General features: G+C 65.1%; 22 protein-coding genes. 4 read left to right on the top strand and 18 right to left on the bottom strand.

The annotated features are described in order from the left end of the window. Positions 1 to 141: 141 nt before the first annotated feature. On the bottom strand, positions 142 to 3,846 hold the full coding sequence (locus FVW27_RS19740) for a pyruvate carboxylase (protein WP_167128617.1): 3,705 nt from the start codon (positions 3,844 to 3,846) through the stop codon (positions 142 to 144). A gap of 85 nt (positions 3,847 to 3,931) precedes the next feature. Then, on the bottom strand, positions 3,932 to 5,014 hold the full coding sequence (locus FVW27_RS19735; protein WP_243838594.1) for a biotin--[acetyl-CoA-carboxylase] ligase: 1,083 nt from the start codon (positions 5,012 to 5,014) through the stop codon (positions 3,932 to 3,934). Positions 5,015 to 5,126: 112 nt separating this feature from the next. Here FVW27_RS19735 and FVW27_RS19730 point away from each other — a divergent pair, with 112 nt between their 5' ends. Then, positions 5,127 to 6,542: an HD domain-containing protein gene (locus tag FVW27_RS19730; protein ID WP_167128614.1), complete on the top strand. Its 1,416-nt coding sequence runs from the start codon at positions 5,127 to 5,129 to the stop codon at positions 6,540 to 6,542. A 223-nt stretch (positions 6,543 to 6,765) separates the two neighbouring features. Here the strand turns inward: FVW27_RS19730 and FVW27_RS19725 are convergent, their stop codons facing one another. The 14 genes from FVW27_RS19725 to FVW27_RS19660 form a co-directional block, all read right to left on the bottom strand. Continuing rightward, entirely contained in the window at positions 6,766 to 7,686 is a 921-nt protein-coding gene (locus FVW27_RS19725; protein ID WP_167128611.1) for a manganese-dependent inorganic pyrophosphatase, read from the bottom strand. A 153-nt stretch (positions 7,687 to 7,839) separates the two neighbouring features. Further along, positions 7,840 to 8,409 carry a hypothetical protein gene (locus tag FVW27_RS19720; RefSeq protein WP_424991897.1) on the bottom strand — a complete coding sequence of 190 codons (570 nt, stop codon included), beginning with the start codon at positions 8,407 to 8,409 and terminating at the stop codon, positions 7,840 to 7,842. 130 nt (positions 8,410 to 8,539) lie between these two features. Next, positions 8,540 to 9,004 carry a PTS sugar transporter subunit IIB gene (locus FVW27_RS19715; RefSeq protein WP_167128608.1) on the bottom strand — a complete coding sequence of 155 codons (465 nt, stop codon included), beginning with the start codon at positions 9,002 to 9,004 and terminating at the stop codon, positions 8,540 to 8,542. 4 nt (positions 9,005 to 9,008) lie between these two features. Then, positions 9,009 to 9,527: a PTS sugar transporter subunit IIA gene (locus FVW27_RS19710; protein WP_243838593.1), complete on the bottom strand. Its 519-nt coding sequence runs from the start codon at positions 9,525 to 9,527 to the stop codon at positions 9,009 to 9,011. 135 nt (positions 9,528 to 9,662) lie between these two features. Then, on the bottom strand, positions 9,663 to 10,544 hold the full coding sequence (rapZ, locus tag FVW27_RS19705) for an RNase adapter RapZ (RefSeq protein ID WP_167128641.1): 882 nt from the start codon (positions 10,542 to 10,544) through the stop codon (positions 9,663 to 9,665). Positions 10,545 to 10,839: 295 nt separating this feature from the next. Beyond that, positions 10,840 to 11,289, bottom strand: a complete 450-nt coding sequence (locus FVW27_RS19700; protein WP_167128605.1) for a PTS sugar transporter subunit IIA — start codon at positions 11,287 to 11,289, stop codon at positions 10,840 to 10,842. Between the two features lie 9 nt (positions 11,290 to 11,298). Continuing rightward, positions 11,299 to 11,844, bottom strand: a complete 546-nt coding sequence (gene hpf / locus FVW27_RS19695) for a ribosome hibernation-promoting factor, HPF/YfiA family (RefSeq protein WP_167128602.1) — start codon at positions 11,842 to 11,844, stop codon at positions 11,299 to 11,301. 121 nt (positions 11,845 to 11,965) lie between these two features. Beyond that, a complete protein-coding gene (rpoN, locus tag FVW27_RS19690; protein WP_167128599.1) occupies positions 11,966 to 13,399 on the bottom strand; it encodes an RNA polymerase factor sigma-54 in 1,434 nt (477 codons plus the stop codon). A 379-nt stretch (positions 13,400 to 13,778) separates the two neighbouring features. Continuing rightward, positions 13,779 to 14,504 (bottom strand): LPS export ABC transporter ATP-binding protein, encoded by a 726-nt coding sequence (gene lptB / locus FVW27_RS19685; RefSeq protein WP_167128596.1) that lies wholly within the window; start codon positions 14,502 to 14,504, stop codon positions 13,779 to 13,781. Next, a complete protein-coding gene (locus FVW27_RS19680) occupies positions 14,501 to 15,202 on the bottom strand; it encodes an LptA/OstA family protein (RefSeq protein WP_167128593.1) in 702 nt (233 codons plus the stop codon). Before FVW27_RS19680 ends, lptB begins: the two co-directional genes overlap by 4 nt. Next, positions 15,199 to 16,005: an LPS export ABC transporter periplasmic protein LptC gene (gene lptC, locus FVW27_RS19675; protein WP_167128590.1), complete on the bottom strand. Its 807-nt coding sequence runs from the start codon at positions 16,003 to 16,005 to the stop codon at positions 15,199 to 15,201. Before lptC ends, FVW27_RS19680 begins: the two co-directional genes overlap by 4 nt. Beyond that, positions 16,002 to 16,529 (bottom strand): KdsC family phosphatase, encoded by a 528-nt coding sequence (locus FVW27_RS19670; RefSeq protein WP_167128586.1) that lies wholly within the window; start codon positions 16,527 to 16,529, stop codon positions 16,002 to 16,004. Before FVW27_RS19670 ends, lptC begins: the two co-directional genes overlap by 4 nt. Beyond that, a complete protein-coding gene (gene kdsA, locus FVW27_RS19665; RefSeq protein WP_167128638.1) occupies positions 16,519 to 17,331 on the bottom strand; it encodes a 3-deoxy-8-phosphooctulonate synthase in 813 nt (270 codons plus the stop codon). The genes FVW27_RS19670 and kdsA overlap by 11 nt, the downstream gene beginning before the upstream one ends. A gap of 526 nt (positions 17,332 to 17,857) precedes the next feature. Next, positions 17,858 to 19,510, bottom strand: coding sequence for a CTP synthase (locus FVW27_RS19660; RefSeq protein ID WP_167128583.1), 1,653 nt, complete (start codon positions 19,508 to 19,510; stop codon positions 17,858 to 17,860). A 528-nt stretch (positions 19,511 to 20,038) separates the two neighbouring features. On the opposite strand from FVW27_RS19660, the gene FVW27_RS19655 reads away from it, so the two are divergent. The 3 genes from FVW27_RS19655 (at position 20,039) to FVW27_RS19645 (ending at position 22,188) form a co-directional block, all read left to right on the top strand. Then, on the top strand, positions 20,039 to 20,848 hold the full coding sequence (locus FVW27_RS19655) for a phosphoribosylformylglycinamidine synthase subunit PurQ (RefSeq protein WP_012611583.1): 810 nt from the start codon (positions 20,039 to 20,041) through the stop codon (positions 20,846 to 20,848). Between the two features lie 253 nt (positions 20,849 to 21,101). Further along, on the top strand, positions 21,102 to 21,500 hold the full coding sequence (locus FVW27_RS19650; RefSeq protein ID WP_167128580.1) for a hypothetical protein: 399 nt from the start codon (positions 21,102 to 21,104) through the stop codon (positions 21,498 to 21,500). Positions 21,501 to 21,750: 250 nt separating this feature from the next. Continuing rightward, on the top strand, positions 21,751 to 22,188 hold the full coding sequence (locus tag FVW27_RS19645) for a hypothetical protein (RefSeq protein ID WP_167128577.1): 438 nt from the start codon (positions 21,751 to 21,753) through the stop codon (positions 22,186 to 22,188). A gap of 113 nt (positions 22,189 to 22,301) precedes the next feature. Here FVW27_RS19645 and FVW27_RS19640 read toward each other — a convergent pair whose 3' ends face one another. Together FVW27_RS19640 and gpmI are read right to left on the bottom strand one after the other, a co-directional pair. Beyond that, positions 22,302 to 22,580 (bottom strand): hypothetical protein, encoded by a 279-nt coding sequence (locus tag FVW27_RS19640; protein ID WP_051384265.1) that lies wholly within the window; start codon positions 22,578 to 22,580, stop codon positions 22,302 to 22,304. Beyond that, positions 22,581 to 23,533, bottom strand: a 953-nt coding sequence (gene gpmI, locus FVW27_RS19635; protein ID WP_167128574.1) for a 2,3-bisphosphoglycerate-independent phosphoglycerate mutase, incomplete at its 5' end; no start/stop codon positions are given. It abuts the gene before it with no gap.

Genomic DNA, 23,533 nt, shown 5'->3' with positions numbered 1-23,533 from the left:
GGGGTGCCGGTCTCCTTATGGGGGGTTCTCGCATCGTCGCCCGCGGTCCGTGCAAGCCGGGCCGGGCGGTGCCTGGTACAGCCGAAGGATGTATCCGCGCGCGGCCCGCAGGGGTTCCGGGGCCGCGCGCGGAATGTCTGCTTATGGATTCAAGGCTTCGCCGCAGTAGGGGCAGAAGTCGATGCCTTCCATGGTGATGGGCCGCGAGCACGCCGTGTTGGGGCAGGTGCGCGGGATGGGCCCAAGCTCCACTATCAGCTCGCCCTCGCGAACGGGCATCATCTGCTTGCTTTCGCGGTAGTCGGCGGTCTTCAGCACGCGCTTGACCATGCCGGAAACCGGGGCCAACACCGCCTTTTCCTGCTTCATGATGGAGATGTTGAACAACTCCTCGCCCTGCTTCACCACGTCGCCGGGGTGCACGTACATCACCCACAGGTCGCCGTTGCTGGGCGCGGCCACGTGCATGGGGTTGGACGGGTCGGCCTTTTCCGAGCCCTTGCCGTCGGCAATGGCGGCCTTGGCCACCTGCACCTCGCAGCTCATGAACTCGGAATCGAGCACGTAGCGCACAACGCTCATGCCCGCCTCGTTGGGGCGCGAGATGCTGAGCAGCGCCAGATGATGCGGCTTGCCGTTGGAATCGACGAAGTTCAGGTCCTCGCCGGGGGCCACGCCCTCGAACCACACGTCCAGCGGCAGGTTGTTGGGGTTGCCGAAACGTGCCCGCAACTGGATGGTCTTGATGGCGTCGCCGGGGTGGTTCAGATACAGGACGAACTCTTCTTCCGTGGGCTTGCGGCGCATGATCTCGACGTAGCCGCGCTCTTCCGCCGCCAGGTCCACGTCGGCCAGCGCATCAAGGGGCGATGCCTCGGTGCGCGAGGCGATGGCCTTCTTCCATTCGTTGCCGAAGGCGCTTTCGTACACCCAATCCGCCGGGAAGCCGAGGGGCAGCTTGCCGAAGCGGCCCAGCAGCAGGTTGCGGAAGGCGTCGTTGCAGTCCTGGTAGATGGACAGGCGCGCCTTGCGCATTTCCGCCGTCAGGTCGGTCTCGTCGTGCCGGGCCACGTGGTCCAGCACTTCCAGCAGGTAGCGCACCTCTTCTTCGCCGCCGCGCTTGTAGGCGTTGGTCACGGCCAGGAAGGCGGTGTTCCAGGTCACCTGCGAGCCGGGCGTCACGTCGTGGTAGCGCACGATCTTGCGGGTGCCCGCCAGGAACTTGAGCATGTACGGCAGAAGGTGGATGTACCCCTGCTTCATGGCCCCTTCCTGCGACGACGAGGTGGCCCCGCCGGGCATGGCGTGCTCGACCACGTCGTGGTCGATGCCCTGGAAGTACGGCGCGCAGTAGCGGTCGTAGTACGGCATGATCTGCTTGAGCACGAAGTTGCAGTCGCGGATCATGTTCTTGTTCAGGTTGGTCTTCAGGCCCAGCTCGTCCTCGATGTAGGCGGCAGTGGCCAGCACGTCGCCCTGCCCGTACGATCGCACAGAAGCGCCCAGGGCGGCGTCCACGATGTGCGCGCCCGCCTTGGCGGCGGCACCCACGGAGGGCACGAACAGACCGTCGGTGTAGTGGCGGTGGTAGTGCAGCACCAGCGAGGGCCAGCGCTTGCGCAGGGCGGAAACCAGGGCGGTCATGAACCGGGGCGGGCACATGCCCGCCATGTCCTTGAGGCCGAGGATGATCATCTTCGCGGCCTGGTCGGGACCGACCCCGGCCACGCTGCCCACCATGCGCAGCACTTCCTCGGTGACGCCGAGGTAGTGGTCCACGTCGAAGCCCTTGGCCCACGAAAGCGACAGTGCCGGTTCGAAGACCACGTCGGTGCGGTTCAGCGCAACTTCGGCGAAGGGCCGCATGTTCTCGATGTGGTTCAGGAAGTCGAAGCAGCGGATGATGTGGTGGGTGTCGCACACCATCTCGCCGGTCATGCGCATCAGGTTCCTGGGCTGCGGCTTGTAGCCCAGCACGTTGGTGGAGCGGATCAGGATCTGCTTCAGCGTCTTGGGCGCGAAGCGGTTCCATTCCTTCGCTTCCGAGAAGGGGTAGGTCATGTTGGCCAGGAGCGCCACGTGGAAGTGGGCGCCGCCGCCGTTCTCGATGGAGAAGAACCCGCAGTTGTCCAGGTACGGGCCGATCAGCGCATCTTCCGCCAGGCGGAAGCGGTTGCCGCTGTTCGACTGGGTCATGTCGCGTGGGGTGGTGTCGGTGAAGTGCACATGGCCCGCGTCGCGCAGGTAGTCCAGCAGCGCGGTGCGGTCGCCGGTGGGATACGGCGAGGGCGCGCGGCGCACGGTGCCGGGAATGTGCGGCAGCACCGGCTCGAAGCGGGGCATGCGCGGCGTTTCGCGGGTGCGGTATTCACCCAGTTGCACGTAGGGGTTGTAGCCCTTGGCCGAAACCTCGGCCACCAGCCGGGCCAGGCGCTCCGCTTCGGGGGCGAGGTCGGAGTAGCACATCAGTTCCGGCGTGTTGGCGATGAAGTTGGTGTCCAGGTCGCCCGCGCGGAACTTGGGGTGCTTCAGCACCTGCTTGTAGAACGGGATGGTGGTCTTGATGCCGCCGATGACGTACTCGCCAAGGCAGCGCTCCATGATGCCGAGCACCTTTTCCCAGCCCTGCCCGTAGGCAATGAGCAGGGACCCCGCCGAGTCGTAGTTGGACGGAAACTCGTAGCCCGCACACATGTTCGAGTCCAGGCGCACGCCGGGGCCGCCGGGCGACACGTAGCGGCTGACCAGACCCGAGTTGGGGGCGAAATGGTTCTGCGGGTCTTCGCAGTTGATGCGCACCTGCATGGCCACGTGCTGCGGCGTGGTGTTTTCCTGGGTGAAGCGCAGCCTGGCCCCGAAGGCCACGGCAATCTGCTCTTCCACCAGGTCGATGCCGTAGCGGCATTCTGTAATGCCGTGCTCCACCTGAAGGCGGGTGTTCACCTCGATCAGGTACGGCGTGCCGTCGGCGGTGACCAGGAATTCCACGGTGCACAGCGAATGGTAGCCCACCTCGCGCACCAGCATGCGCGAGTATTCCTTCAGCCGTTCGCGCAGTTCGGGGGTGATGCCCGACCACGGCGACGGCGTGATCTCGATGAGCTTCTGGTGGTTGCGCTGCACGGTACAGTCGCGTTCGTCAAAGGCGAACACGTTGCCGTACATGTCGGCGATGACCTGTATTTCGATGTGGCGCACCGAAGGCAGGTATTTTTCCACGTACAGGCGCGGGTTGCCGAACGAGGCCTGCGCCATGGTGGACGCCTTCATGAAGGCGTCGGAAAGTTCTTCCGCGCGATGGATGGCGAAGATGCCCCGGCCGCCGCCCCCGCCTTCCGCCTTCAGCATGACCGGCAGGCCGATCTCGTCGATGATGGTGCGCGCGGTGGGAATGTCCACGGCGCCTTCGGAACCGGGAACCACGGGGATGTCGAGTTTCTTCGCCAGCTTGCGGACCTGCACCTTGTTGCCGAGCAGGTTCATGGCCTCTGCCGTGGACCCGATGAAGGTCAGCCCGGCGGCCTTGCATTTGGCGGGGAAGCGTTCGTCTTCGGAGGCGAAGCCCCATCCGGGATGGATGGCAACGATGCCGCGCTGCTTGGCCAGCGCGATGATGTGATCGATGTCCAGATACGCTCTGGGGTCGGAACCGAGCAGCAGGAGCTCCTGTGCTGCGGAGGCGGCCGGAGAGGTCTTGTCGATGTCGGTGGCGGTCATGACGGCCACGGCATCGAAGCGTTCACGGATGGAGCGACAGATCCGGCGGGCCGGGATGCCCCGGTTGGCCACCAGAATCGCCTTGCCCCTCACCTCTTCCAACACCTGCTCGAAGGTCTTGATGCCCATCTAATCCTCGGTATCCTGGCTGTCCGGCCCGCAACGGGCGACCGGAATTGACGTGCGCGCATGCGCGGGGCGCATGGAATACGGATCACGAAGGTATGGGCGTGATGCTGCCGGAGCGGAGTATGTGTTCCCTGCCCGAAATGACAATCCGCAGGCCCCCCTGCGGTTCGAGTCCAAGAATCCTGCCCGGACAGTCACCCACTTCGCCACCGTGAACCACAACCCCACGGCCTACCCAGGCAAGATGCTTTTCCGCGCACGATACGAAATCGGCCCCACCGGCGCGTAGAACTTGCGCTTCATAGCAGAAACGTGAATCTTCCACAAGATGGCGCCACAGCGTCAACGGCGTGGCGGAAATGCCACGGTCGGCCAGGCTTGCGGCGGGTACCGCCCAGCCCTGGCGTAGCGCCTGGGGCGGTGGCGCCGATACCACGTTGATGCCGATGCCCGCCAGCACCACCCCGCGTTTTTCCTCTATCAGCATGCCGCCCACCTTGGCATCGCCCAGCAACAGGTCGTTGGGCCACTTGAGCTGCACGGGCACGCCCAGCGCGTTGAAGGCTTCCGCGAACAGGCAGCCCAGGGCGATGGCTGCCGCCTCGGTGGCGAACACTCCGGCGGCGGGCAGGCGCAAGGCCGCATAGATGTTGCCCGGCGGCGATTCCCACGGGCGGCGCAACTGGCCGCGCCCGGCCCGCTGCGATACGGCCAGCACCGTCCCCCATTCCGGCAAGGCACCGGCGGCGGCAAGGGTGTGGGCCACATCCAGGCTCGAGGTGCATGGTCCGCACACGATCACCGGCGGGAGAGCATTGGCAGACGCGGACTGCGAGGAAGATGCGATGAATTCGACTGATGGGCCACTGTCTGGCCGCGTCGCCAGCATGGGCACGCTGCCGAGGCTTGTGGGCACGAAACCGGGGAGAGCGGCAAAGTCCTCGTTCCAGCCGGGCAGGCCGCGCAGAACTTCGGGCGGCAGCGGGTCGGCCATCCACCGGGCGTCGTCGGCAGGCTGGCCGGTGGCCGCGCCGGACGAAGGTTCGGCAGACGGCAGGGGCAGCCCTTCGCGCAACAGATGCACAACAGGAGCGCCCTGCCCCTTCCGGCTGGCGGCAGACTGCGAGGCGGCGTAGGTGCGGTCTGGCTGGGTATTGCTGCGGGACATGGCACCTCTGGGCATGGCCTTTCCGGCCATGTGCAGGAATTTTCCGTGGGGATGAGACCTTGCGAACCCGGACGCATTTCCGTCCGGGCTGAAATCGGCTAGGCTCATCCCCATGAAGACGTACCTCGTGGGCGGAGCCGTGCGCGACCTGTTGCTGGGCAGGCCGATACACGACCATGACGTGGCCTTTGAAGGTGATGCGGCGTGTTTTGTACGGCAGAACCCCGGTGCCCGCAAGGTTGGCCGCGACGTTGACGTGTACCTGCTGGACGGCGTGGAGCACATGCCCTTGCGCGGCACGCTGGATGAAGACCTGGCCGCCCGCGACTTCACCATCAATGCCCTGGCGCTGGCCGAAGCGGGAGTGTTGCATGCCCACCCGCAGGCGTTGCGCGACCTTGCGGACCGCGTGCTGCGCCCGGCATCACCCACGGCGCTGGCCGACAGCCCGATCAGGGCCTTTCGCGCCGCGCGCTTTGCCGCGCAGTTTCCCGATTTTTCAGTGCACGCGGAAACGCTGGACCAGATGCGGGCCGTGGCACAACGCGGTGCGCTGGCCACCCTGCCCGCCGAGCAGGTGTGCCGCGAAACCCTGAAGGCCCTGGCCGCCCCCTGCCCCGGCCGCTACCTGAAGGTGCTGCACGCGGGCGGATGCCTGCTGCCGTGGTTTGCCGAACTGGCCGGGGCCGATGGAGTGCCCGCCGGACCCGCGCGCTACCACAGCGGGTCGGTGCTGGACCATGTGGCGCGGGTCATGGACATGGTCGCCGTGCTGGCCGGGCCTGTGTCCCGTGTCGGGGACCACGCGTCATCGCCTTATCTGGAGACTTCCCCCGCGGCGGATGGCGCGATCGGGCATACCCGCTCCGCGCAACAGCCCCCGCCCGAACTGGCAACCTGGATGGCCCTGTGCCACGACCTTGGCAAGGTGACCACGGCGGCGGACGTGCTGCCGCATCATTACGGACACGAAGATCGTGGTGCGCCGCTGGCGCGTGCCATGGGGGTCCGGCTGTCCATGCCCACCCGGTTCATCGAGGCGGGCGAGGCTGCGGCCCGGCTGCACATGCGTCTGGCCCGGCATGGGGAACTGCGACCCGGCACCCGGGTGGACCTGTTGCTGGCACTGCACACACGCGGCCTGCTGCCCGCCATGCGACTGCTGGTGCTGGCCGATGGTACCGGCAAGGGCAGAGGTACCGGCCCGGACTGCGCGTTGCGGCAGCCGGAAGGTGCTGCCCCCGCCCTGAACAGGGATGACGCCGCCGTTTCAGGAGAAGAATCCCCGTCTTCGTCCACCCCCGTTGATCCGCTTGCCCCATATGATCCGCCCCCCATCCCCGAGGCCTGCCTGGCCCGGCTGGAAATGCTGCGCCAGCGCACCGAGGCCGAACTTGCCGTGCTGCTGGCCGTCAAGCTGCCGCCGGACCTGTGCAACAAGGGCGCGGCCTCTGGTGTGCACCTGCGCGAATTGCGCTGCATGGCCCTTGCCCGGCTGGATGAACGCACCGGCACAACGATCGACTGACCGGGCGGCCCGTCCGGACTGGCCAAGTCGCGCCGTCCGGACAGATTGGACCTTCCGGGCAGGCATTGCCGTCCGGGTGGTCTGATCCGTTCTGGCGTCCGGGCAGGCAGTGGGCTGTCGCCCTGCCCTCCCTTCCCCCCTCCCAGAAAATGCAAAAGGCCCGGCGACATATGCCGCCGGGCCCCGTATGCGTCAGTCTGCGTCGGTTGGAGAGCCGCTTCGACTAGCCCTTGAAGGCCTTTTCGAAGTTGGGCACCACCTGCTTCTTGCGGCTCATCACGCCGTCGAGCCACACCGACTTGCCTTCGGCCTTCACGCCGAACGCCTTTTCGACCATGGAGGCGTCGTCCGAAACGATCAGCATTTCGGAACCTTCCTTCATGATGTCGGTCAGCAGCAGGAACACCGAGTGACGGCCTTCGCCCTTCACCTTGGTGATTTCTTCGTACAGGCCGGCCTTCACGGGCTCGAGGATGGACAGGTCCACCACTTCCAACTGGCCGATGCCGACCTTCTTGCCGCCCATGTCGAAGTCCTTGTAGTCGCGGAAGACCAGGTCCTTCATGGACGCGCCTTCAACGGCGGACTTCACCTTGAACATTTCCATGCCCAGGGCCATCACGTCGGCCACGCCCGCGATCTTGGCAAGGGCTTCGACAGCCTTCTTGTCTTCGGGGGTGCAGGTGACGGACTTGAACATGACGGTGTCGGACAGGATGGCGCACAGCAGGCCGCCGGCGATGGCCTTGGGCACTTCGATGCCGTAGAAGTCGTACATCGCCTTGATGACGGTGCAGGAACAGCCCACAGGCCACACCCACATTTCCAGCGGGTTGGAGGTGGTCACGTCGCCCAGCTTGTGGTGGTCGACCACGCCGAGCAGTTCGGCGTCGGACAGGTCGGCGGGCAGCTGCGCACGCTCGGTGGTGTCAACCAGGATGACCTTCTGGCCAGCCACGGAGGTCACCACTTCGGGGGCCTTCAGGCCGAACTTGCCGAGGACGAATTCGGTTTCGGGGGTGCAGGCACCCTGCGCGACGGGCTTGGCTTCGATGCCGCGCTTGGTCATCAGGTCGGCAACGCCGATGGCGGCGATGATGGAGTCGGTATCGGGATTCATGTGACCAAGAACAAGAGCTGCCATGTCGGTTTTCCTCCGTTGCATGTGGCATTGGGGTTTGGTGCTGCGAGTAGCTCGCATGCTGCTGCGAAATTGTTTGTGCCAAATAGCACAAACATTCCCGGCTGCCAAGTACCCCTCGCCTTCGCACGGTCAATTTCCGGTGACGAATGTGAATCAGATGAACGAAGCCGCCGACGCGGCCAGCAAGGCCAACGCAAAGGCCACATAGGCCCGGCGCAGGCGCAGGGCCAGCATGCCGCCCATGGCTCCCACGAACCACACATGCCCCCACGCAATGCCGGGAACTGCCGGAAGATGACCGATATAGTTGGACATCAGCTCGATAGTTCCCACAAGCACAAGCAGGCACACACAAAACAGGCCCAGGTTCAGCGCAAACAGTTCGCCCAGCGAGCGCACCATGATGCGCCACAGGGGCGAATCGCCCTTGCCGGAGTGTTCCGCCATCCTGCCCCAGTGCAACAGGTCGGTGTATTGCTGGTTGCGCCAGCGCCGGTGCAGGTATTCCACATGCGCGCCGGCAAGGGCGGCGGGCAGTGCGAGCAGCACGGGAATGGCCAGCTGCCCGGCGGATTCCAGGCCGAAGTGCCCGGCAACGCTCAGGGACAGCAGCAGGGAGATGATGGAATTGGGGGGAATGTAGGTACCGGCGGGAAACAGATCGAGCCAGAACAGCTCAAGAAAGATGGCGATGTGCATGGAAAGCCCCCACTCGCCGGTCATGACGGCCCACAGAAAGCCGATGGCGAGCGGGCGTTCCAGAAAGCCCAGGTTCAGCGAAAAGCGCAGCAGCGAAAAAACGGCAAAAAAAAAGCGATGGGCAGCGCCAGGGTGAGCACGGGAAGGAAATCGGTCATGACCACCCCTTTATCTGCACCGGTTCGTTGGGTACGCACCGAAAGTCCAGGGACACGGAGTGGCGGTTGAAGAAGCGCAGGCAGGCCTCGTCATCGTCCGAAACGGAAACATGCGCGCACAACTGTTTCTTGCCTGGGGTGTAGTGCAGGTTGCCGATGTTCAGGGTGCTCATGCCCACTCCCGCATCGAAGGCACGGCGAGCGTCTGCGCACGTGGCGAAGAGCACGAGCGTGTCGTGCCCGTCGTCCGCGCGCCCGGTACAGTACTGGGCCAGTGCGTCCACCCGCACGAAGTGCACTTCCACCCGGCCGGGAATGGCCAGCGAGACGATCTGCTGTTGCAGGTCGTCCGCCGCCAGGGCGTCATTGGCCACCAGCAGGCGCCGCGCCCCCGTATAGGGCAGCCACGCCTCGATGATCTGGCCGTGCACCAGGCGGTTGTCTATGCGGAACCAGAGCATGACCCTACCCGTTCTTGACCCGGCTGCGCAGCAGTTCGCCCGCCGCCACGATACCCTTGGTGCCAGCGTCGCGCGCATCGCGTGAAAGGGCGGCCAGGTCGCCGTCGCGCCCGCCGAACACCTTGAGCAGCATGGGCAGGTTGACGCCGGTCAGCACTTCCACGTTGCCCTTGCCCAGCAGGGCCAGGCTGAGATTGGTGGGGGTGCCGCCGAACATGTCGGTAAGGATCATCACCCCGCGCCCGGTATCCAGGCGTTTCACCGCTTCGTTCAGGCGTTTGACCGTCTCGTCCACTTCCAGTGAGACGTCCACGCTGATGGAGGCGCAATCCTGCACCGGGCCGAGGATGAATTCGGCGGCGCGCAACAACGCCGCGCCGTAGTCGGCGTGGGTCACCAGAATCACGCCGATGCGCGATTCCGGGGCGGACTGGCCGTCGCCGGGCTTGCTGCTGTTGCCTTGGGCAACGTTTCCTGTCCCCTTGCGGGACTGCCCTGCTTGCTGCTGTTCGGTGGTGGACATGCTGGTGCGTTCAGGCCGAGCCTGTGTGGTTGGGGCAAGGTGCGGGGACGGCATGCCGTCCGGTGAAATTCCGGGCCGATGTGCCACGGCATCAGGTTCTGGCAGGACTCCGACGGAAACATCGCATCCTTTCGTTCAACCCAGTTCCATGTGGCGGTGCTCTATCGATACGGCATAATCAGATTTTTTCAAGGCGCGAAGCAGGGCCTCCGCCACCGAGACCGAACGGTGCCGCCCGCCGGTGCAGCCAATGGCGATGGTCAGGCGGTAGCGTCCTTCCGCCTCGTACTGGGGCAGCAGAAAGTGCAGAAAGTCCAGAAGCTTCGCCAGAAAGGCATCGCCGTGCCCCGCTTCCAGCACGTATTTGGCCACCGGCTCGTCCAGGCCGGACAACGGGCGCAGATCTGGCACGAAATAGGGATTGGGCAGAAAGCGCAGGTCGAACACCAGATCCGCGTCGGCGGGCACGCCGTACTTGAACCCGAAGGTGACGATATTGATGCGCAGGGAGCGGATGCGCCCCTGGATGGAACTCCACTTCTTCTGGATGACCCGGCGCAGGTCGTGGATGGAATAGCTGGAGGTGTCCACAACGAGGTCGGCGGTTTGGCGCACCGGGGCAAGGCGCAGACGCTCCTGCTCCAGAGCCTGTTCCAGCCCCATGCCTTCGCTCTCCAGCGGGTGCGGGCGGCGGGTGGTGGCATAGCGCCGGTTGAGCACGGCGGCGTTGGCCTCTATGAACACCATCGCGGGGCGCACGCCCATGCCCTGCAACCGTTCCAGCGACTTTTCCAGATTGCGCACGAAATTGCTCTCGCGCAGGTCCATGCCCAGCACCAGGCCCTGATAGTGGGACAGCGCCTCGCGGTTCAGGATGGTGACCATCTGCGGGGCAAGGCTGGCGGGCAGGCCGTCCACGGTAAAGTAGCGCAGGTCTTCCAGCACGTTGAGCACCGTGCTCTTGCCTGCGCCGGACAATCCGGTGACGATGATGACGGGAAAGTCGGGGGCTGCCACCAGGCTGCCCGCATCGGCACCCCTGGCGGTTGCTGCGGAGCCGGTGGCGCCAGATGAGGTAGACGAGGCAGATGAGGTAGACGAGGCAGACACCGGGGCGGACGATGTATCGGGTGGCGAGGCCTTGGTGGGCATGGCGGACTCCTCGGGCGGCCCGTGCCGGGTGCCGTTTCAGGGGGCGCGATGGCTGCGCGCCGACAACTGCGTGGGGGATGTGCGCGGCACGCCCCGGCGGGGCGCGGTGCTCCGCCCTGCCCTGACGTTCCGGCGGGTGCCGTGTGTCAGGCGGTACGCGTCAGGTCGTACGCATGAGGGCCGTGAAGGCCTTGCCGTCCGGGGCGTCGATCATGGCGCGGCGAAACTGCGGGTCCTTCAGCAGGCGCGAAATATGGGCCAGGATGCGCAGGTGCATGCCCGCCACCTGTTCCGGGGCCAGCACCAGGAAAAAGAGGTGGCAGGGCTTCATGTCCAGCGCGTCGAAGTCGATGCCCGTCACGCTACGCCCCACGGCCACCACGATGTCGCTGATGTTTGCCAGCTTGCCGTGGGGGATGGCCACGCCGTCGCCTATGCCGGTGGTGCCCAGCGATTCACGGTCGTGCAGCACGCCCAGCGCAACGGCGGCATCCACTTCGGGATGCCGCCGTACCACGGCCTGCACGAGTTCCGCCAGCACCTCTTTCTTGGTGCCGGCGGAGAGCTCGGGCAGGATCAGATCATCGTGAAGATACTCCGAAAGCCTCATGTATGGTGCCTAGACGACCGGATCGATAAGGCCGAAATCGCCGTTGCGACGCCGGTAGATGATGTTGATGCGCTCCACCTCGGCGTTCAGGAACACCAGGAACTCGTTGTCGCTCTGGTCGAGCTGCATGGCCGCTTCATCCACGTGCATGGGCTTGGGGGCGAAGTGGTCGGTGCCGGTGATGGTCCGTTCCTCGCCTTCGCCCACGGTGCCGAAGGTGAACACGTCGATGCCCTTGCCCAGCTTGTCGGACTGCACGGAACGGCGACGGTCCTTCTGCTTTTCGACCTGCTTGCGCAGCTGCGATTCCAGCTTTTCCAGCACCAGGTCGATGGTGGCGTACATGTCTTCCGACTGTTCGACGGCGGAGAACGTAAAGCCGTCGCCGGTCATCTGCACTTCCGCCTTGTGGCGGAACTTGTCGACGGAAAGGTTCACCTGCATTTCCAGGGCGGACTTGCCGACGAACCGGCCAAGCTTTTCAAGACGGCGGCGGGCGTACTTCTTCAGGTGGTCGGAGGGTTCGAAGTTCTTGAAGGTGAAGGCGATGTTCATACGCTCCTCCTGTGGTGAGAGGGGGAATGCGGCGCGCGGCCCGCACTCGGGGTGCTGCTGCCGGGGGGCGCCGCCGGAGACGGAGCCGCCCTGCGCCAGGTACGGCGCGGGACCTTGGCTGTCAGAACAGTTCCTTCCGCTTGGAAGAGGAGGGAATGTCCATGGCAGTACGATACTTCGCAACGGTCCTGCGGGCAATATTGACTTTGAGCTGATCCTTCAGAATTTCGCCGATGCGCTCGTCACTCAGCGGTTCGCGCGGGTCTTCGTCGGCAATCAGCTTCTTGATCAGCGCCTTGACGCTCTCGGAACCCACCTGGCTGCCATCGTCCAGTTCCAGCGCGCTGTTGAAGAAGAACTTCAACTCCATGATGCCGTGCGGCGTGGCCACATACTTGCTGGTGGTAATGCGGCTGACGGTGGATTCGTGCATGCCGATGTCGTCGGCGATGTCCTTCAGGATGAGCGGCTTCAGGCGCGAAACGCCGTCCTCGAAAAAGCCGCGCTGGTACTTCACGATGGATTCCACCACCTTGTACAGCGTGCGCTGGCGCTGGTACAGGCTCTTGATGAGCCAAGAGGCGGAGCGCATCTTTTCCTGAAAATATTCGCGCTCGCCCGCAGATGCAGCCGCCGCGGCGGACCGCTCGTACATGGTGCTCAGTTGCAGGTGCGGCAGGCCGTCCTCGTTGAGCATGATGATGAAATCGTCGTCGTACTTGTAGACGTACACGTCGGGGCTGACGAACTGCGGGTCGCCGCCGCCGTAGCTGGCGCCGGGCATGGGGTCCAGGGTCTGGATGAGGTCCAGGTACTCCTTCAAATCCTCCATGGTCAGACGGAACTTTCGCAACAGCGGCTTGTAGCGGCGCTTTTCCAGATCTTCCAGGTGGTCGCGCACCAGTTCCACCAGCACCTTGTCGCGCGTGTAGCCCAGCACCTCTATCTGCACCAGCAGGCATTCCTGCGCCGTGCGCGCGGATACCCCCACGGGGTCGAAGCGTTGCACGGCGTGCAGCACCGGTTCCACCTCGCCGGGGAGCACGCCCGCCATTTCGGCGATGTCTTCCACCGTGGCGTGCAGATAGCCGGATGACGCGATGTTGCCGATGATCACCTCGCCGATGTCCTTCTGGCGCTCGGTCAGCGAGGACAGGCGCAACTGCCACATCAGGTGCCCTTCCAGCGAGGGCTTGGCAGCGTAGCGCGCCTCGAACGAGGTCATTTCCTCGGGCATCTCCGATTCGCGCACCGTGGACTGGCGGCTGGTGCTGGCGAAGTCGCCAAGGTAATCTTCCCAGTCGGCATCGCGTGCGATTTCACGGTCATAGGCGACGTCGGCAGCTGCGGTGGCGGTTTCGCGCGGGTCAGGAGTCTCGACCTGCGGCCCTTCGTCCTGAGCTTCCTCCAGAAACGGGTTTTCCAGCATCTCCTGCTGCACCGTCTCGACAAGCTCCAGCCGCGAAAGCTGCAACAGCCGAATGGCCTGTTGCAGCTGCGGCGTCATCACCAATTGCTGGGTGAGCTTGAGCTGTTGCCTGAGTTCCAATGCCATGCGTGGACAACCCCTATGACCTTGCACCGTGGCCGAACGGCCTTGCGCTGTGGCCCTTGTATCCTTGCGTTGGGGCCGAACGATATGACGACGCAACACGAAGTGCGACGACAAGCAAGAAACGGCCCACTGTGGAAATGTGTTCCCTTCCCCAAGAGGTTAGGGAAACCATGCCACAGAAGCAAGAAGTATGCAACCGCTGTCGCCAGTACGTCGCGATACTTCCGGGCACCTTTCGTCCCCCTGCCCACGGCCCCGAAAAAGGGCGGTGGCCACAACGGTTACGGCGCCCCCCGCAATGCGGAAGGCGCCGTGAACATGAACGCGTTGCCGTCGCACATGGCGAAGCGGCCACAACGGGCAACAAGCAAGGCCCGGACTACAGCGAAAAGCCTTCTCCCAGGTACACGTCCCGCGCGCGCGGGTTGTCCACGATGTGCGTGGGGGTGCCTTCCAGGATCACCTCGCCTTGGTGCACCAGGTAGGCCCGGTCACAGATGTGCAGGGTTTCTCGCACGTTGTGGTCGGATATGAGCACCCCGATGCCTCTGTTGCGCAGGCCGGTGATGAGTTGCTGGATGTCGTCCACGGCCAGCGGGTCGATGCCCGCGAACGGCTCGTCCAGCAGGATGAACTTGGGTTCGCGGATCATGGACCGGGCAATTTCCAGCCGCCGCCGCTCACCGCCGGAAAGGTGCAGGGCCACGGAATTGGCCAGGTGGGTGATGCCGAAGTCCTCCAACAGCATGTCGCCGCGTTCCTTCTGCTGCGCCTTGGAGAGCCCGGTGTGCTCCAGAATCATCTGAAGGTTCTGGCGCACGGTAAGGCGGCGAAAGATGGAGCTTTCCTGCGGCAGGTAGCTCAGCCCCACCCGTGCCCGCTCGTGCAGGGGCCAGTCGGCGATGTCGCGGCCATCAAGCTCTACCCGTCCAGACGTCGGCTTGATGATGCCGATGAGCATGTAGAACGTGGTGGTCTTGCCCGCGCCGTTGGGGCCCAGCAGGCCCACGGTCTCGCCCTGGGTCACCGTCAGCGATACGCCGCGCACCACTTCGCGCTGGCCGAACTGCTTGTGCAGGTCTTCTCCGCGCAGCACCGAGCTCACTGGGCAGCCCCCTTGGGGGCGGCATCGCCGGCGGTGTCCTTGGTCTCCTTGGCGTCCTTGCCGTTGCCCTTGCCGTTGTCCTTGGATTCGCCGAGGGGGTTCACGTCGCCGGACGAGGTGAACACCGCCTGGACCCGCTTGGTGGAGGTGCCGCGTACTTCGCTGCGGTTCTCGCGGGTGTAGAAGGTGATGACGTCACCTTTGATACTGTTCTCGCCCTCGTGCAGCACGGGGTTGCCTTCCATGACCAGCACGGCGTTGTCCACGGTGTAGGTGGCCTTCTCGCATTCACCGGTGCGGTTCTCGCGCTTCATGCGCACATTGCGTTCAGCCACCATGCGGTCGATCTCACCCGCGTCCATCCCGCCCGGACCAGCCGGACCAGACGGGGCAGACGCATCAGCCCCCTGCCCCGCCCCGGCCTTGCCGGGCTTGGCCGCCTTCTTGCGCAGGTGCAGGGTAATCTTTTCGGCCCACATCTCGAAGTCGGGCCGCTGGACGTACACGTCGCCCTCGAAGATCACCACCTGGCCCTTGGCGTCGTACTGCATGCGGTCGGACTTGACGGCGGTGGGCACGTCGCGACGCACCTCGGTGGCGGACTTGGCGTCCGCCGCCACGGCAGGGGCCACGGCGGGAACGGAAAAGGTCAACAGCAGCGCCACGCACAGCGCGGAGCGGATGCCGGTATGTCTCATTGCCTGGTCTCCTGCTTGGTTGACTTGGAAGCGCCCGCGCCCTGCTGCGCGGCCTTGGCAGCCGGAGATTTCTGGACCGGTGCCTTCTTGTCTGGTGATTTCTTTTCAGGCGACTTCTGCACGGTTTTCTTTTGCACGGCGGCCTTCTGCGGGATTGCCTTCTGGGAGGATGCCTTGGGAGACGTCTGGGGAGCGGCGACCTTGCCCGGACCGGGCTGACCGCTGCCGTCGCCCGCATGCGGGGCAAGCAGCATGCTCACGCCGTCGCTGCCGCGCAGCACGTCGTTGGTCATGTCCCACTCCAGCCTGGTGGCGTTGCCCGAAAGACTCTGCCCCTCTATGCGCGCCCCTTCCGGAAAATACATGGTGCGGCTGGTGCCGTTGTAGACCATCAGCCTGGCGAACAGTTCATGGCGGTCATGGGTGGCATGCACGTCGTCCCACATGCGCATCATCTGGGCCTGTTGCTGCACTTCGCCCTTCTTGGCCAAAATGCGCACCTGCTTGCCGCCGTCCATCTGGTAGACGATGTCGGGACTGTCCACGTCGATGATGTTGTTGCTCTGGCGCAGCTGGGCCCAGGTAGCCTTCAGCCGCCACAGCTCGATGCCCTTTTCGCCCTGCACCAGTTCGATGCCCTTCATGGCCACGCCCACGGCCTCTTCCAGCGTGGCGGGATCAACGTCGCCACCGGAAATGGCCGTTTCCAGCGCCTTGCGCATCCCGGCCTGCCAGCGCCACGCGGCGGCACCGCCGACAACCAGCACCACCAGTAGCAAAAGCAACAGCGTACGGCGTCTCATGCCTGCTCCGGCCAGCTTTCCAGCATGCGGTCCAGCAGCCCCTGCTCTGCCAGCAGAAAGCGAATGGCCTCGCGCACCGCGCCGTGCCCGCCGTTGGCGGCGGTCACGTAGCGGGCCAGGGCCTTGACCTCGGGCTGGGCATTGGCCACGGCCATGGGCAGCCCCACCAGCTTCAGGGGGCCGAAGTCCACCCAGTCGTCGCCAAGGTAGGCCACCTGCGACCATTCAAGATTGTACTTGCGGCGAATACCGTCGATGCACTCCGACTTGTGCAGGAAGCCCGCGTGGTAGTCTTGGATGCCCAGGCTGCGGATGCGCGCTTCCACCGCGCCGGAGGCAAGCCCGGTGATCACAGCAACGGTGATGCCCGCTGCCTGCGCCAGCTTGATGCCCAGGCCGTCCTGCACGTTGAAGCGCTTGGTCACCCGGCCTTCGTCGTCATAGTACAGGCCGCCGTCGGTCATCACCCCGTCCACGTCCAGCACCAGCAGCGAAATGGACCGGGCCAGGTCTTCAGCACGCATACGGCAGACTCCAGAGGGCGGCAAAGTCGCGCAGCAGCGGTGCCAACTTGTCCAGCGGCCAACTGTTGGGGCCGTCGCACAGGGCATGGTCCGGGTCAGGGTGGGTTTCCAGAAACACTCCGTCCACACCGGCGGCCACGGCGGCGCGGGACAGCATGGGTACGAAGCGGCGGTCGCCGCCGGAAGAGGTGCCCTTGCCGCCGGGCAGTTGCACGGAATGGGTGGCGTCGAACACCACCGGCACGCCATAGCCTTGCATGATGGGCAGCGAGCGGAAATCCACCACCAGATTGTTGTAGCCGAAGCTGGCCCCGCGTTCCGTCAGAAGGATGCGGTTGTTGCCGGTGGAGCGCAGCTTGTCCAGCGCGGGGGCCATGTCCCACGGGGCCACGAACTGGCCCTTCTTGACGTTGACCACCCGGCCCGTCTGGGCGGCGGCCAGCAACAGGGCGGTCTGGCGGCACAGGAAGGCGGGAATCTGGAGCACGTCGGCCACTTCGGCCACGGGCTTCGCCTGTTCCGGCTCGTGGATGTCGGTGACAACGGGCAGGCCGGTTTCCTGCTTGATGCGGGCCAGCCATTCCATGCCGCGCACAAGGCCGGGGCCGCGAAAGCCGTCCAGCGACGTGCGGTTGGCCTTGTCCCACGAACTCTTGAACACGACGAACAGCCCGGCGGCCTCGGCCGCCTCGCGCACGGCGTGGGCGGTATCCAGGGCCAGTTCCAGGCTTTCAAGGGCACACGGCCCGGCGAAAATGAACCGGCGCGCGCGCAGGCGTTCGTACAGGGCGTCCGGCGTCATGCCGCCAGAGGCGGTAGCCAAGGTGGTGCTGGGTGATTCGGGATGCATGGTTCTCCGTGGCGGATGAGGGCGCGGCGGACCGGCCTGCCTGACCGGATGCGGCAAATGTGGCCGCATGGGGTGCGCGCGGGCGGTGCGCTTCGGAAATATGCCGGGTAACGGCTGGTCGGGCAGGACGGAAGCGGCGTGCTCCCCTGCCCCGCCGGACGCTTCTACCATCAGTCGACACCTTTCGCCACATCGGGTTGTCGATGCCCCGGCGAAAGGTGGAAGCATCTCCTGCGAAAGGCGGCCTTCGGGCTGGCCCAAGGGGGCTGTGCCCCCGCAAGTGCCAGAATAGTAACAATGCGACGGATTGCCGCCGCGTCAAGAGTGCGCGAAAAAACAGCTGCCCGTGCCCATGGATACCCGCACGGGCAACCGCGCAAGCCCCCCACGCCGCAACACGTCGCCCTCACAGAAGGCAACGCGCCTTCCACCGGGGAAGGCGCGTTGCCTTGTATCCGTGATGTGCGCCGACGACGCGCTACTTGCCCTTCTTGCCGCCCATGGCTTCCTTCTTGGCCGCCTTGATGAATTCGCGGAACAAGGGGTGCGGGCGCATGGGGTTGGACTTGAACTCGGGGTGGAACTGGCAGCCCAGGAACCACGGGTGGTCGGGCAATTCCACGATTTCCACCAGTTCGCCGTCGGGCGAAAGACCGCTGAACACCAAGCCCTTTTCGGCCATGGCCTCGAAGTAGGACTTGTTGAATTCGAAGCGGTGACGATGGCGTTCGTCCACGCGCTCGGCGCCGTAGGCGTCCCACGCCCTGGTGCCGGGCACCACCACGCAGGGGTACGCGCCAAGGCGCAGCGTGCCGCCCTTGTCGCTGGAGGCATCGCGGCGTTCCACCGCGCCCTTGCGGAAGTCGTACCACTCGGTCATCAGGTAGATGACCTTGTTGTCGGTAAGCTCGTTGAATTCTTCGGAGTTGGCGTCCGCAAGGCCCAGCACGTTGCGGGCGTATTCGATGACCGCGCACTGCATGCCAAGGCAGATGCCGAAGAAGGGAATCTTGTGCTCGCGCGCGTGGCGGATGGAGCGGATCTTGCCTTCCACGCCGCGATGCCCGAAGCCGCCCGGCACCAGGATGCCGTCGCAACCGGCCAGCTTTTCGGCCACGTTGGCCTCGGTGATCTCTTCCGAGTTCACGTAGCGCAGGTTCACCTTTACCTTGTTGGCCACGCCGCCGTGGATCAGCGCCTCGTGCAGGCTCTTGTACGCCTCCTTGAGGTCCACGTACTTGCCCACGATGCCGATGGTCACCTGACCTTCCGGATGCGAGCAGGTGTGGATCAGCGTCTCCCACGACTCCAGGTTGGCGTTCTTGGCGGGCAGGCGCAGCATGATGGCGATCTTCTGGTCGAAGCCTTCTTCATAGAAGCGCAGCGGCACCTCGTAAATGTTGTCCACGTCCACCGACGAGAACACGGCGTCCTGGTCCACGTCGCAGAACAGGGCGATCTTGCGCTTGAGCTCTGCGCTGATGGCCTTTTCGCAACGGCACAGGATGATGTCGGGCTGGATGCCGATGGAGCGCAGTTCCTTGACGCTGTGCTGGGTGGGCTTGGTCTTGTGTTCGCCCGCGGCCTTCAGGTAGGGCACCAGCGTCAGGTGGACGTACAGGCAGTGGTCCTTGCCGAGGTCGCCGCGCAACTGGCGGATGGCTTCCAGAAAGGGCAGGCCCTCGATGTCGCCCACGGTGCCGCCGATTTCGATCAGCGCCACGTCGGGCTCGTCCTCGGCCAGGCCGAGGATGGCGTTCTTGATCTCGTCGGTCACGTGCGGGATGACCTGCACGGTGCCGCCCAGGTAGTCGCCCCGGCGTTCCTTGGTGATGACGCGGTTGTAGATGGACCCGGAGGTGTAGTTGTTCTTCTGCGACAGCGACTCGCCAAGGTACCGCTCGTAGTGTCCAAGGTCGAGGTCGGTTTCCGCGCCGTCATCGGTGACGTACACTTCGCCGTGCTGAAACGGATTCATCGTGCCGGGGTCGACGTTGATGTAGGGGTCGAGCTTCTGGATGGTTACCTTGAGTCCACGGGCCTTCAGCAGCGCCCCGATGGAGGCGGCGGCCAGCCCCTTGCCGAGCGAGGACAGCACGCCCCCGGTGATGAATATGAACTTGGTCTTCATGAAACTCCTGCCTGAGTGACTGGTTGCTCTCGCTCGCGGCGCGCAGACCTTGCCGCACGCCCGTTACAGCGCTCGCCCTTCGGTTGACGCGATACGCAAAAAAACGCCATCAGGACCTTATGCCACATTTTCGGCATGAAGGTCAGCCGTTGACGTGATGTACCACTGGAACGTAATATCGACGGTCCCGGCTATCCCCAGCGCACGGCAGCATTGCCGAAGCGCCTGAAACAGCGGGCGCAGGACAGCGGAAACGGTTCGGGCACGGCCCCCGTTTCCGCAGTGTCGTTCAGGCGTCCGAAAACTTTTCCGGCCACTTTCGCGGAAACGTCCTTGACGGGCAGGCCCCATCCGGGCATGCGTCCCCACAGGTCGCAAGGACATGGGGCATGCCTTGGCATGTTCCAGACATGCCGGGGGGCATGCCCGGCAACAACCGGACGGCGCAGCGCTGACGAGTAGCTAGTCGAGGCACATCCCCCTGTCAAGACTGTCAGGACAGACAAGAAACCCATCGAGGAGCAGCGCATGGCGCAGGTGAACACGCTGGTCATCACCGGCTACGGCACGAACTCGCACGAGGAATCGGCCCACGCGGCCCGCCTTGCCGGCGCAGACCGGGCCGATGTGGCGCATTTCGCCGACATCGTGGCCCGCAGGATCAGGATCGAGGACTACAACTTCATCGTCTTTCCCGGCGGCTTTCTGGACGGGGACGACCTGGGCGCGGCCCATGCTGCCGCGCAGCGCTGGCTGCACCTTTCCGACGCCGACGGACAGGCCCTGCTGGACCGCCTGAAGGAATTCGTGGCCCGGGGCGGCCTGGCCATCGGCATCTGCAACGGCTTTCAGCTGCTGGTAAAGCTGGGCCTGTTGCCCGCGCTGGACGGCAAGTACTTCGAGCGGCAGGTGTCGCTGGGCCACAACGATTCGGCCCGCTACGAAGACCGCTGGGTAACCCTGAAGGTGAACCCTGCCAGCCCCTGCGTGTTCACCAAGGGCATCGAGACGCTGTACGTGCCCGTGCGCCACGGCGAAGGCAAGCTGGTGCCGCTGGACGACGAGGTGATGCGCCGCCTGGTGGCCGAAAACCTGGTCACCCTGCAATACGCCCACCCGGAAACCGGCGCGGTGACCATGGAATACCCGTGGAACCCCAACGGCTCGCCGCTGGGCATCGCCGGCCTGACCGACCCGTCCGGTCGCATCCTGGGCCTGATGCCCCACCCCGAAGCCTTCAACCACCCCACCAACCATCCGGGCTGGACGCGGGGCGAGCCTGCCACCCTTGGCACGGTGCTGTTCGAAAACGCGGTACGCCACTTGCGCGGCCAATAGTCCGAAACAGCCCGCAGGCACCGCCACATATCCGCACACAACGCGGGAAGGGAATGCACGCATCCCCTTCCCGCGCTTTTTCGTGTGTGCCGAGCACCTTTTCAAGCCGGGACCGGGGCGGTATAGGCGGATAAGGCTGAGCGCGGGAATCCCCGGCGCAACCCAGCGCAACGACATTTCCGGCAGTCCCGACACATCCAATTGGCCCGCCATCCCTAACCGGTTCAACAGCCCCATCCAGGAGGCGCACGCCATGATTCGTTGCCATGCCTGTGGCGCCGACGCCTCCACCGGCTGGGTGCTTGGCTTCGTGCCCTCGCCCGACAACCTGAAGATGGGTCTGTGCCGCGAGCACGACACCCCGGACAACCGCAAGCTGGTCAAGACGGCATGGCGCGCCCTGATGGAGCGCGAGATACGCGCCATGAACGAACTATCCGGTCACAAGGCGGGTGCGGTGTTGCGCTGGCGGCTGGACATCGCGTTCATCGACGGGGGTACGGTGACCCAGGATTGCCTGGAATGCCTCGCCACCCCGCAGGGCACCCTGCAGGTGCTGTTGCCCGACGGCACCCTGCGCTTCTACCCCCTGCCCCAGATCCGCCGCTACGACCTGCGCCCCGTGCCCGCCCCTGCTGCGGACAAGGCGTAGACTGCCACGCGCTACCTGCCCGACTTGCCCGCCGAACCTGGCAGGCCATCCGGCTAGCCTGACTCATCTGGCCTCTCTGGCCCAGTTGCGTCACCCGGTTATCCGGGCGATCCCTTTCGCCATATCCCTCCGGTTTGCCTTCCCGCCGTCTCGTGCCCGAGTTGACAGGCACCGCCTGCGGATGCATATGCAAGCGCTTGCAAACGCCTGATCCGCGTGGCCACCGCAACCGACAACCACGGAGACGCCCATGTACGCCGACGCCGCCACCGAAGCCGCCGTGAATGCTTTCATTGCCCAATGGACCGCCGGAGAAGACGGCGCGGGTGTACTGCCCGTATTCGTGGCCCTGTGCGGGCACCTGCATACCCATGCCGGTGCGGTGGTGGAATTCGTCAGCCGCCCCGGCGTCAGTCATTCGCTGCGCGGCACCTTTCCCGGCTGGACCGCTCGCCCGCTGGCCGTGCTGGTGGACGTGATCGACGATGACCCCGCCGAACGCTGGCTGTCGGTGTGCTTTCACGATGATTCCCTGACCGACCCGGAAGAACGCGGCGACTGGATTCCCACCGGTCTCAACGGCAACGACGCCCGCTGCTTCAATCTGGAAGACGGCGACGAAGAGTTCATGCTCTACGTGAAGGAACGCATTTCCGAAGCCTTCGCCCACTGCCGCGACAACGCCTAACCCACCAAAGAAACTGCACTTTTCGCAAAAGCACGTCCCCCACTCGCAGCTGCGAATGGGGGACGTTTTCTTTGTGTGTTGGTTCCGTTTCAATATGCCGAAGCGTGCTGCCCCTACGCAAAATCGGGGTCGATAGCCGCCCGCCCATTGTCCAGCATCACCTTCAGGAAGCGCACGGTGCGCTCGTCCACAGGCACGATGGGAAAGTGCTGCATGCACGAATCGCACTGGGCCATGGAGGGCTGGGTGGGGCTGATCAGCGGCACCTGGCGGCGGCAGTGCGGGCAGGGGTAGAAGAAGATCACTTCCAGCCCGTCGGGGCGCACCGGGTTGAGGGGCTTGCGGCTCTTGCCGTCCTGCCCGTTGTTCCCGTTCCTGTTGTCACCGGCCATCTATGCCGCCTCCGTGTCGCCGTCGTTTGCAATCAGCGATGCGCCGGTCATCAGGTCCGGCTTGTCCACGCCCCACAGGCCAAGGATGGTGGGGGCGATGTCTCCCAGCCTGCCGTCGCCGCGCAGGCGCAGCAGGCGCATGCCGTCGGGCTGCGCCGCATCGCGCTCCGCCACCACGCAGTGTACCCGGTTGGTGGTGTGCGCGGTCTGCGGGTTGCCCGCGCCGTCCAGCAGTTCCTCGGCATTGCCGTGGTCGGCGGTGACGATGAGCCGTCCGCCAGCGCCCAGCACCGCCTCTGCGATGCGGCCCACGCAGGCGTCCACCGTTTCCACGGCGGCAATGGCCGCAGGAATGATGCCTGTATGGCCCACCATGTCGCAGTTGGCCAGATTGCAGACCACAAGGGAATAACCGCCCTGCCGCCATTCTTCCAGCAGCAGGTCGGTAACCTCTACCGCGCTCATGGCCGGCTTCTGGTCATAGGTGGCCACGTCGCGCGGGGAGGCTACCAGACGACGTTCCTCGCCGGGAAAGGGGTCCTCGCGGCCACAATTCAGGAAGTAGGTGACGTGGGCGTACTTTTCCGTTTCCGCGATGCGCAGTTGGCGCAGCCCCAGGCCGGACACCACCTCACCGAGGGTCATGGCCAGGTTGTCCTTGGCGAAGGCCACGGGCACGTCGAAGCTGGCGTCGTAGCCGGTCATGGTCACGAAGCCGGAAAGCGCGGGCCGCCTGCCGCCGTCGGCCTCGCGGTCAAAGCCGTCGAAGGCGGGATCGATGAAGGCGCGGGTCAGCTGGCGGGCGCGGTCCGCCCGGAAATTGAAGAAGAACACGCCGTCGCCGTCGGCCACCCGGCCCACGGGCGCGCCACCTTCCGCCACCACGCGGGGGGTGACGAACTCGTCGGTCTCGCCCGCGGCATAGGCGACACGCACGGCGTCGGCCAGCGAAC

The sequence above is a fragment of the Nitratidesulfovibrio liaohensis genome, assembly GCF_011682075.1.
GTDB classification, from domain to species: Bacteria; Desulfobacterota; Desulfovibrionia; order Desulfovibrionales; family Desulfovibrionaceae; genus Cupidesulfovibrio; species Cupidesulfovibrio liaohensis.
The sequence above is the reverse complement of the archived record's forward strand: the minus strand, read 5'-3'. Positions and strand labels throughout refer to the sequence as shown.

Coding starts and splice junctions, on each gene's coding strand:
- FVW27_RS19655 (WP_012611583.1), top strand. CDS start 20,039: ATGGCGCAGGTGAACACGCTGGTCATCACCGGCTACGGCACGAACTCG.
- FVW27_RS19700 (WP_167128605.1), bottom strand. CDS start 11,289: ATGAGGCTTTCGGAGTATCTTCACGATGATCTGATCCTGCCCGAGCTC.
- FVW27_RS19645 (WP_167128577.1), top strand. CDS start 21,751: ATGTACGCCGACGCCGCCACCGAAGCCGCCGTGAATGCTTTCATTGCC.
- FVW27_RS19715 (WP_167128608.1), bottom strand. CDS start 9,004: ATGCTCTGGTTCCGCATAGACAACCGCCTGGTGCACGGCCAGATCATC.
- FVW27_RS19660 (WP_167128583.1), bottom strand. CDS start 19,510: ATGAAGACCAAGTTCATATTCATCACCGGGGGCGTGCTGTCCTCGCTC.
- FVW27_RS19725 (WP_167128611.1), bottom strand. CDS start 7,686: ATGGCAGCTCTTGTTCTTGGTCACATGAATCCCGATACCGACTCCATC.
- lptC (WP_167128590.1), bottom strand. CDS start 16,005: ATGAGACGCCGTACGCTGTTGCTTTTGCTACTGGTGGTGCTGGTTGTC.
- FVW27_RS19740 (WP_167128617.1), bottom strand. CDS start 3,846: ATGGGCATCAAGACCTTCGAGCAGGTGTTGGAAGAGGTGAGGGGCAAG.
- rpoN (WP_167128599.1), bottom strand. CDS start 13,399: ATGGCATTGGAACTCAGGCAACAGCTCAAGCTCACCCAGCAATTGGTG.
- FVW27_RS19735 (WP_243838594.1), bottom strand. CDS start 5,014: ATGTCCCGCAGCAATACCCAGCCAGACCGCACCTACGCCGCCTCGCAG.
- FVW27_RS19720 (WP_424991897.1), bottom strand. CDS start 8,409: ATGACCGGCGAGTGGGGGCTTTCCATGCACATCGCCATCTTTCTTGAG.
- FVW27_RS19710 (WP_243838593.1), bottom strand. CDS start 9,527: ATGTCCACCACCGAACAGCAGCAAGCAGGGCAGTCCCGCAAGGGGACA.
- FVW27_RS19730 (WP_167128614.1), top strand. CDS start 5,127: ATGAAGACGTACCTCGTGGGCGGAGCCGTGCGCGACCTGTTGCTGGGC.
- kdsA (WP_167128638.1), bottom strand. CDS start 17,331: ATGACGCCGGACGCCCTGTACGAACGCCTGCGCGCGCGCCGGTTCATT.
- FVW27_RS19640 (WP_051384265.1), bottom strand. CDS start 22,580: ATGGCCGGTGACAACAGGAACGGGAACAACGGGCAGGACGGCAAGAGC.
- FVW27_RS19670 (WP_167128586.1), bottom strand. CDS start 16,529: ATGCGTGCTGAAGACCTGGCCCGGTCCATTTCGCTGCTGGTGCTGGAC.
- hpf (WP_167128602.1), bottom strand. CDS start 11,844: ATGAACATCGCCTTCACCTTCAAGAACTTCGAACCCTCCGACCACCTG.
- FVW27_RS19650 (WP_167128580.1), top strand. CDS start 21,102: ATGATTCGTTGCCATGCCTGTGGCGCCGACGCCTCCACCGGCTGGGTG.
- FVW27_RS19680 (WP_167128593.1), bottom strand. CDS start 15,202: ATGAGACATACCGGCATCCGCTCCGCGCTGTGCGTGGCGCTGCTGTTG.